This window comes from Halalkalibacter hemicellulosilyticusJCM 9152 (genome assembly GCF_000513115.1).
Taxonomy (GTDB): domain Bacteria; phylum Bacillota; class Bacilli; order Bacillales; family Bacillaceae_D; genus Halalkalibacter; species Halalkalibacter hemicellulosilyticus.
This window is the reverse complement of record NZ_BAUU01000014.1, coordinates 119,265-128,524: the sequence shown is the minus strand read 5'-3', so window position 1 is coordinate 128,524 and position 9,260 is coordinate 119,265. Positions and strand designations below refer to the sequence as shown.

Genomic DNA, 9,260 nt, shown 5'->3' with positions numbered 1-9,260 from the left:
TCTACAAAGGAGGAGGCCACTGAAAAAGTGAAAATCGCACTTTTTCAGTGGCCTTTAAGTAATGCGCGTAACCGTTGCCCGATTTTGAAAGCCTTGAAATGAGTGGGTTTCTCATAGCAAGGCGCGCAATGAGCGGAGCCATTACACTAATTAAAAATCCCCACTTCTAGCGATTATCAATCGTCTCTGGATACAGATCATGGTTCATCATACGGTACTCTGCCATTTTTTCGTATTTCGTCCCTGGCTGTCCATAGTTTGTATATGGGTCTATTGAAATACCACCGCGAGGCGTGAATTTCCCCCACACTTCGATGTAGCGTGGATCCATCAATTCGATGAGGTCATTCATAATAATATTCATACAATCCTCGTGGAAATCCCCATGATTACGAAAGCTAAATAAATATAGCTTAAGTGACTTACTCTCGACCATTTTTATATTTGGAATATAACTAATATAAATCGTCGCAAAGTCTGGTTGGTTCGTTTTTGGACACAGCGATGTAAACTCTGGGCAATTAAACTTGACAAAATAATCTCGATTTTGATGCTTATTTTCAAACACTTCTAGGACCGCTGGATTATAAGAAAAGGTATATTCCGTTCCTTGATTTCCAAGTAAGTTTACACCATCTAGTTCGTTATCTGATCGACCGCTCATTTGCACACCTCCACTTCCATTATTATACGCCTCGTTTATTTCCCCACACAAAAGTATGCAGCTGGGGTAATACACGAACATCATTCATTTCGACACTGCTTAATGTCAATTCAATGAGCCATTCATATCTTATCAGTAACTGGGAGACGAGTTCATCTTTCTTCGTTGAGGTTACTTGATCATTTCCTACTTGCAAAAACATTGCAACGTCAGGATAACGTTGATGGATCACTTTAGCATACTGAAAATCATCTTGATCAAAGATAACAACTTTTAAATTCACTTGCTCCACCGACAAACGAGACATCACATCGTCTAATCGATTTAAATCTGTTTTCATTTTTGAACTAGGTGGTTTAGGTGAAATCGTCACTTCATCGACCATCGTTAACCAATCCTGCCAATAGGAACCTTGAGTCTCAAGTGCCACGGTCCATTTCTCTCCATGACATAACTCAACAAACTCAGCAAGTCCTTTGTGCAAGGCTGGATTCCCGCCTGATATTGTTACATGAGAAAAGCGATTATCACCTTGCTCTTTAAGAGCTGTGACAATCGCAGACGCGTCCATTAACACACTTTTTCCTGTACCATCCATGTGAAGCTCGAGTCGCACCATGAGCAGCGATAATCACAGCCTGCTGTACGTACAAACATTGTCTTCTGACCAATGACCCTTCCTTCACCTTGAATCGTCGGTCCAAACACCTCCATTACCGGTATTTTCATAATAATTCCTCCGGTTTTGGACGATAAACAACATAGCTTGTAGGTGTTTCACGAACGAGAACTTGTAAGCACTTCGGTTGATGTGGTAACGATTGTAATTTCTCATGAATCGTTTTCCAAATTTGTTCTGCAACACGCTCTGTCGTAGGAAAGATTTCCTTATATTCGTTATGGTCATTTAATAGCGTATGATCATAACGTTTATGGACTAGGTCCTTAATTTGTTTAAAATCGATAAGAAACCCAAGTTCATCAAGTTGATCACCGGCAATCGTAACATTTATAAAATACGTATGGCCGTGCATATTTTTACAAACCCCTGCTTTTTCATCTGGAATGAAATGAGCTGCAGATAAGTTCATATCTTTATTTAATTCATAACGATACGAATGAGGTACCTGTGGGTAAAATTGTTGTAGCACTATTCTTCCCTCCTTTCCTTTTGATTTTCATATTGCTTTAAGCCTTGCATTCTTAGTTTACACGATGGGCACTCTCCACAGCCATCACCACGCACTCCATGATAGCAAGTTAATGTTCTTTCTCGAACAAATGACAAAGCATTTAATTGATCCGCAAGCTCCCAAGTCTCTGCTTTATTAAGCCACATCAGCGGTGTATGAATAACAAATTGCTGGTCCATTGCCAAATTAAGCGTCACGTTCAAAGACTTCACGAATTGATCACGCAATCAGGATAGCCACTATAATCAGTCTCACAAACACCCGTTACAATATGCTTAGCTCCTATGCTATGGGCGTATACAGCCGCAAATGATAAAAATAGATGATTCCGACCTGGAACAAAGGTTGATGGCAATTCACCAGCCACCCCATCCTCGACCTTCATATCATGATGTGTGAGTGCATTCGGTGAAAGCTGATTCATAAAGGTCATATCAAGAAGGTGAAAGGAAACCTCTAACTCCTTCGCAATATCTTTTGCACAATTAATTTCTTCGTAATGACGCTGACCGTAATCAAAGGTTACAGTTGCTACTTCTTTAAATTCTTTTAGTGCCCATAATAAACAAGTCGTACTATCTTGTCCACCACTAAAGACGACGACCGCCTTATCTTTTTTCATGACTCATTTCTCCTTTAATTAGCGTTAATTGCCGCTATTTATGAAGAACGAGCATTCGATCACTCCTATTAGGTTAATCATTTTATAATAAAACGACAAGAAAACTGTACCACTGTACAGTTATCACCTTAGTTTTTTATAGAGGGAGTTCGCGAACCTCTTTCTTATCACTATTATCATAGCATAAATAAACAATGTCGTGCTATTCTTTTCTCTCGGACATAATATTGGTATAGTATGTAATGAATGGAATACATTAATTAGAATTGAGGTAGATAAAGATGACCAGTTTTACGGAAAAATTAGAAAAATACGCTGAGCTTGCTGTTAAAATCGGTGTGAACATTCAAAAAGACCAAACCCTTGTTGTACGCTCCCCGATTACTGCAGTTGACCTCGTTCGACTAGTAGCCAAAAAAGCATACGAGGCTGGTGCTAAAAATGTTCATGTCGAATGGAGTGACGAGGAACTAACAAAGACAAAATTTGAACTCGCTCCCGATGAGGCTTTTCATGAGTACCCGGAATGGATCGCAAAAGGCTATGAAGAAATGGCAGAAGGCGGTGCTGCCTTTTTAAGTATTACAGGCTCAAACCCAGATTTATTAAAAGGTGCGGACCCAGAGCGCGTATCTAATATGAATAAAGCAAGCGGAAAAGCAATGGAAGGCTTCCGTTCTTATATTATGAGCGATAAGGTTAGCTGGTCCATTGTCGCAGTACCATCAGAAGGCTGGGCGCAAAAGGTGTTTCCGGATGTCCCAGTTTCAGAAGCGATGGATAAACTTTGGGAGGCGATCTTCGCAGCAACAAGAATCAATGAGGACGACCCTGTATCCGCATGGAACGACCATTTAAATAACCTTGATCAAAAAATGAATACATTAAATGAAAAACATTTTCATGCCCTACATTATCAATCTGAAGGGACGGACCTTGTCATTGAGTTACCGACTACTCACCTTTGGGTAAGCGGAGGTAGTATTAATAAAGAAGGTGTTTCCTTTGTTGCTAATATGCCAACAGAGGAAGTATTTACATCGGCAAAGAAAACCGGAGTAAACGGAACCGTTTCGAGCACAAAACCACTAAATTACGGAGGAACGCTCATTAATAATTTTTCATTAACCTTCAAAGACGGAAAAGTGATTGATTTCAAAGCGGAAGAAGGCTATGAAACATTAAAACGTCTAATTGAAACGGATGAAGGCTCAAGTTATATTGGCGAGGTCGCACTCGTGCCTCACGATTCTCCGATTTCAAATGCAGATATTATCTTCTTTAATACGTTGTTTGATGAAAATGCTTCAAACCATTTAGCTTTAGGCTCTGCTTATGCTTTTTGTATCGATGGTGGAAAAGAGATGTCTAAGGAAGAACTTGAGAAAAACGGATTAAATACGAGCTTAACTCATGTTGACTTCATGGTGGGGTCTGCGGACATGAATATTGATGGTGTGTATGAAGATGGGAAGCGCGAACCGATTTTCCGTGATGGGAATTGGGCGTTTTAATCCTTTTATATTAAGGAGGCTAGAGAAGCAGTACTGCTCTCCTAGCCTCTCTTCTGAATGTAGCGATTAATCCAATTGTCATTCTATTTCTTTAGAAAACTCATAAGTAAATAGACAGTAGATTTTCTCGGAATTTGTTAATAGGTGACTCTATCCAATTTCATTTATAGGAGGTTCGCATGAATACAAATATTAAAAGAATAAAAGGTGAGGTAAAACATTTAATAAAGAGCCATTCAGTCAAAGAAGTAACTTCAAATACTAACCATGCCACTTCGGGAATCTATTTACTCTACATAGATCACTTCACTAATGAAAGTGTTATTCCCATTTACATAGGAAAATCGGCTAATATACAAAAGAGTTATAAAGAACATTTAATCCAAATACTAGCATTAAATAGGCTATCCTATGATGATTACTATAAATACTTCTTTTCAAATGAATATTCTTACTATGAGGGTAAAATTAATGCTTGTAAGATATTTAAATATATGTTGGAAAATGATTGTACTTTGAATGACTTCCGCATGATTATCATAGAGGAAATTACTGGAGATCAATTAGATAAAAGGGAACAAGCCTACATTCAAAAACTATCTTCTTCTTTTGTAGGCTTTAATGAATTTAGCTCCTATCAATACAATTTAAAAGTATGTTCTTCAAAAGAAACCATGAACTTAGAGGAATTCACTTTATATATAGAATTATTGTTGAAAGACCTTAATGAAATAGATAATTACTTCCATTATGGATATACGTATTTTAATTTCGCTCATTATTTCTCAAAGGATATTTCTTATTTTCTAGAAGGTGATTTCCAATTAACTTCAACAATCCAATTAAAGATTCAACAATTCAATAGGAATCTAAATTTAATATTAAAAAAATACAATTTAGAGACGGAGCTTGAAGTAAGTAAACAAAAACATAGAATATTTTCAAAATATCAGGAAGAATATGAAAACGAACACAGTGATTACATTGAAAAATCGCGCCAACAATCTGGACTATTGAAAAGATTAATAAAGATCATAAAAAAAGAAAGCATAAACAAAACAGTAGACAACTTCCAAACCTCCTCAAATGAGAAACTTAAATTATATATGGAAGCATTTGACGATTGGAAGAAATACACCAAAACACTAAGACACCAAAGATGCAAAATGATTTTTCCAAATCATTTGTTTTCCCCTTTTCAATTAGAAGATAAATCTAATGTTAATATTAAATCTGATAATCCTAGAAATGCACCTAACACGTGTACCATCAAACTTGATATGTCTAATAGTGAAAGTGAAACTAGTAAGCATCCATTTATCATCCGTGCTTGTTACAGATTGATAGATATGAAAGGAAATGTGTATCAAAAACAACACTATATAAGAAATGAATCAACTTTAAAATGCCAGCATGGCATTAAATATATTGAAAAAGATTTTGGTAATATAATTCCTATAGAAAAACAACCATTTTCCATAACAAGTAAATCAAATCAAGGAGTAGATCAACCATTTATTACCTTACTCGCTGAATATAATCATGGAATTAATGATTATACATTAAAAAAACAAGAGCTAGTCCCATTACAAATCGTCTTTAATGAAATTGAACAATTAATCAATGAGAACACTCGATTCAAAGTAAAAACACCCATACCTTCTAACTACTTAATAGAGTGTATAAAACGTGAAAATATTAAAGTTACCACATTTATAGAAAAATTATTATCAACCAATTACTAGAATTAAAGGAATAAAACAGACACTTGATACAACACCTTTGTTCATTACAATTGGTATACATGAAAAAGTTCATCACCTGCCTACCTTTTATTCATAAGCTACAGTAGCTATATGTAGGAAGGGGGAACGATCAAATGGAATTAACATTAGCCCATTGGCTTTATTTTATAGGTACCTGTTTGATTATTTTAACAATGCTCTTTCGCCAAAATGTAGTCGTTCCAGCATTACTGATGACTTTTATTATTGGCGTTGTTTATAGTCAGTCATTTCTTGATGGCATTCATGTTATTTTCAATGCCAACTTAACAGCCGCACGAGAATTGTTTCATATATTCTTAATTATTGCGATTATGACCTCACTTCTTCAAGCATTAAAATCAATCGGTTCAGACGAACAAATGATTGTCCCTTTTCAAAAGATTATGAACAATGGGCATTGGTCTTTTTGGATTATCGTATTTGTTACGTACGCTCTTTCCCTTTTCTTCTGGCCAGCTCCTGCAGTCCCTCTAATAGGTGCTCTTCTAATACCTGTAGCAATCCGCTCAGGGTTACCACCACTTGCTACCGCAATTGCTGTTTCCTTAGCGGGGCATGGAATGGCATTATCGTCTGATTTTGTCCTCCAAGTTGCACCTGGATTATCTGCATCCACCTCTTCGGTCATTTCTGCAACAGTTGTCGCTGATCGATCACTTATACTCTCTTTAATTACTGGTGCAATCGCTTTGACAATTGTTTACTTGGTTACGAGAAAGAACATTGTAGCTCCATCAAACGAGAATCTGATCATATGGGAGAAAACAGGAGAAAAAGGAGCAAAGGTTGATGATGATCATCTCATTATTAAAAAAGGACCCCATAGTAAGTGGTTTGCATTTATTGTCCCACTCACCTTTTTAGCTATCGTCATTTACGTCATTTTAGCTACGTTTACATCAGTTGTTCCAACGATGCGTGATGGATCGGGCGCCTCTTTAATCGGAGGTACAGCAATCATTCTACTTCTACTAATTGCAGGAGTGCGTGATTATAAGAAGTCATTACAAGAGGTTAGTGATCATCTCATTAATGGATTTGTTTATTCATTCAAAGTGATGGGGCTTGTTATTCCTGTCGCAGGTTTTTTCTTTATCGGTAGTAGTAATTATGCAGCAAGTATTTTACGAGTTAATGAAGAATCATCACCAACGTTTCTATTTGATCTTGTTCAAGCAAGTCAAAGCTTCATCCCTGACAATGCCTTATTTACAGGATTTGGAATATTGCTATTAGGAATGATTTCTGGTTTAGATGGATCGGGATTCTCAGGTCTTCCTCTAATCGGATCATTAGCAGAAGCGTTCTCGGCTACGTCTGGAGTGGATGCAGCAACATTAGCCTCGATCGGTCAAGTAGGAGCTATTTGGGTGGGTGGTGGAACGTTAGTTGCTTGGTCACCGATTATTGCTATTGCCGGCTTTGCCCGAATTTCCGTTATAGATCTTGTTCGCAAGAGCTTCTTCCCAGTTGTAATCGGATTAAGTATCGAAACTCTATTCGGTTTACTTTTCCTCTAATAAGCCTTTGCCCTTCATGAGGTGACATGAATGAAAGTATATTATGTACATTCAGGGTTTCAGCAAATTTATGCTTATTTAGATCAAGCAATTGTTCACTCTTTAAATGAATTAGGTCTCAGCAAACAAACTAATGCTTATAACGAGGTTGATTTATTAAACGATTGTCTCATTGATCCCCCTGATCTTATTCTTACATTATTGGGTTCGAATTTGAGCACTCATACAATCGAAACATTAAATAGAAAAAGAATTCCAATGGCCGTTTGGTTAACTGAGGATCCCTATTATATCGATCATACGGTCAAACAAATATTTCAATTTGACTATGTTTTCACGATTGATTCCGCCGCAAAAAAGGTGTATGAAGATGCTGGACATTCAAATGTCTATTTTCTCCCTTTAGGAACGGACCCATCCGTTTATTATCCAACAAATAAAATTTCGAACAATCAATATGATTTAATGTTAATTGGCTACCCTTATTTAAACAGAGTTAGACTTATACAAAAAATATTAGCATCATTGAAGGTATCGTGTTTAGTTGTCGGCAAAAATTGGTCAAAGTATTTAACTGAAAACAAACATCTATCACTTACGATTTTGGATCAATGGATTTCACCGATCAAAGTAAATCAATTGTTACAATCAGCATCCATCCACCTTAATCCTCATCGTCCTACTCAATTAAAACAAAATAAAAACCGACTCAAAATAAATAGCAATAGTATGAACAATCGTACTTTTGACTTAGCCTGTGCACAACAATTTCAATTAATTGAACATAAAGATGACCTCAGCGACCATTTTACTTTAAATAAAGAAATCGTTTCTTATCATACTACAAATGCCTTACTTCAAAAGATATCCTATTATCTACAACATGGCCAAGAACGAATGGAAATTGCAAAAAATGCTAGAAAGCGCGTACTGACTGACCATACCATTCAATGCAGACTTAAACAAATGATCACACTTGTTATGCAACCACAAAGAAAGAGTTTGAACAATGAAGCTTAATCAATTCAAACTCTTTCGGTCCTCTTAAATTAAGAATCTGTTTGCTGCCGAAGCTGTTCAATACGTGAGCGAATCGTAGCTGACTCAGCATTATTATTCGTTTCAGCTAATGCGACTTGCTGTGTTTGTGTTAATTTGAGGAATAGAAGTACTTCCATTTTTTCCGTTATAGAACGGAATTGACCATGTTTATTGAAATCCTTTAATAAATCTATTTCGTTAATAAAGGAGGCCAATAACTTACATTTAATCGGCTCATTAAAAAATTCAAAATTGATTTGAGAATGCGTACAACGGTCAGCACCGTGTCCATCCTTGGCTAACTCACGACGTTCAGCAACGGAACTCTTCACACTAATAAGCGAAGGATCTCTTGGATTAATAAGAGCTATCGTTTGATTTGAACTAAATGGAACATCAATCGCAAAGTCTCTAATAAAGCCACTGCCATCTGAATATTGAATATTTTTATGAATGACACCTGTTATAAATAAGCTAACGAAACCAGGTCCCGCAAGAGACGGAACTGCTCTACATTGCTTTAACGAAACATTTTTACGAATGTTTTTAATTTCTGTTGCAAAAGTAGGCAACGTAAAGCAAGCTTCAACATTTGCTGTTAACTCAACTTCAGCTAATGCAACAGGCGCATCAATAACAGGAACATTTAGAACATTCCCATCTAAGCCAAGTTCAACTGCTTGTGAATCCACTTGTGTCACTTTAGCCTTCGGACTTGGTTTTGCTGGCGGACATTTCTTACCTACATCACATGAGTGGGAAGGCTGGCTGCTTTTCTTTTGTTGCTTCGGAACTTGAACAAAACCACGTTCTCCTTTCACGAACTCATTTTGATAAAAACCCATCTAATCACTCCTTAAAATCATTTGATCGATTGTTAATATAAACCGACTTACTATTTACATATTCAGGAATGATG

General features: G+C 36.7%; 7 protein-coding genes, 2 pseudogenes and 1 riboswitch. Of the genes and pseudogenes, 4 read left to right on the top strand and 5 right to left on the bottom strand.

The genetic code is table 11. The features are described from left to right. Nucleotides 1–166: 166 nt before the first annotated feature. The 4 genes and pseudogenes from queF to queC form a co-directional block, all read right to left on the bottom strand. Nucleotides 167–664, bottom strand: a complete 498-nt coding sequence (queF, locus tag JCM9152_RS10745; RefSeq protein WP_035344042.1) for a preQ(1) synthase — start codon at nucleotides 662–664, stop codon at nucleotides 167–169. Between the two features lie 22 nt (nucleotides 665–686). Next, nucleotides 687–1,396: pseudogene (gene queE / locus JCM9152_RS10740) on the bottom strand (7-carboxy-7-deazaguanine synthase QueE). Beyond that, on the bottom strand, nucleotides 1,390–1,815 hold the full coding sequence (gene queD / locus JCM9152_RS10735) for a 6-carboxytetrahydropterin synthase QueD (protein WP_035344040.1): 426 nt from the start codon (nucleotides 1,813–1,815) through the stop codon (nucleotides 1,390–1,392). Before queD ends, queE begins: the two are co-directional and overlap by 7 nt. Then, a pseudogene (gene queC, locus JCM9152_RS10730) lies at nucleotides 1,815–2,479 on the bottom strand (7-cyano-7-deazaguanine synthase QueC). The gene queD and the pseudogene queC overlap by 1 nt, the downstream one beginning before the upstream one ends. A 122-nt stretch (nucleotides 2,480–2,601) precedes the next feature. Next, a riboswitch (PreQ1 riboswitch) is annotated at nucleotides 2,602–2,645 on the bottom strand. A gap of 115 nt (nucleotides 2,646–2,760) precedes the next feature. Between queC and JCM9152_RS10725 the strand changes: the two are divergent. From JCM9152_RS10725 to JCM9152_RS10710, 4 genes are all read left to right on the top strand, one after another. Further along, on the top strand, nucleotides 2,761–3,993 hold the full coding sequence (locus JCM9152_RS10725; RefSeq protein ID WP_035344038.1) for an aminopeptidase: 1,233 nt from the start codon (nucleotides 2,761–2,763) through the stop codon (nucleotides 3,991–3,993). Between the two features lie 179 nt (nucleotides 3,994–4,172). Beyond that, complete coding sequence (locus JCM9152_RS10720) at nucleotides 4,173–5,738, top strand: GIY-YIG nuclease family protein (RefSeq protein ID WP_035344037.1); 1,566 nt, start codon at nucleotides 4,173–4,175, stop codon at nucleotides 5,736–5,738. Between the two features lie 134 nt (nucleotides 5,739–5,872). Beyond that, complete coding sequence (locus JCM9152_RS10715; RefSeq protein ID WP_035344035.1) at nucleotides 5,873–7,300, top strand: hypothetical protein; 1,428 nt, start codon at nucleotides 5,873–5,875, stop codon at nucleotides 7,298–7,300. Between the two features lie 30 nt (nucleotides 7,301–7,330). Further along, the gene (locus JCM9152_RS10710; protein ID WP_035344033.1) at nucleotides 7,331–8,320 is read left to right on the top strand and encodes a CgeB family protein; all 990 of its coding nucleotides are present in this window, start codon (nucleotides 7,331–7,333) and stop codon (nucleotides 8,318–8,320) included. A gap of 29 nt (nucleotides 8,321–8,349) precedes the next feature. Here JCM9152_RS10710 and JCM9152_RS10705 read toward each other — a convergent pair whose 3' ends face one another. Next, nucleotides 8,350–9,186, bottom strand: a complete 837-nt coding sequence (locus JCM9152_RS10705; RefSeq protein ID WP_052015843.1) for a CsxC family protein — start codon at nucleotides 9,184–9,186, stop codon at nucleotides 8,350–8,352. Nucleotides 9,187–9,260: the final 74 nt, after the last annotated feature.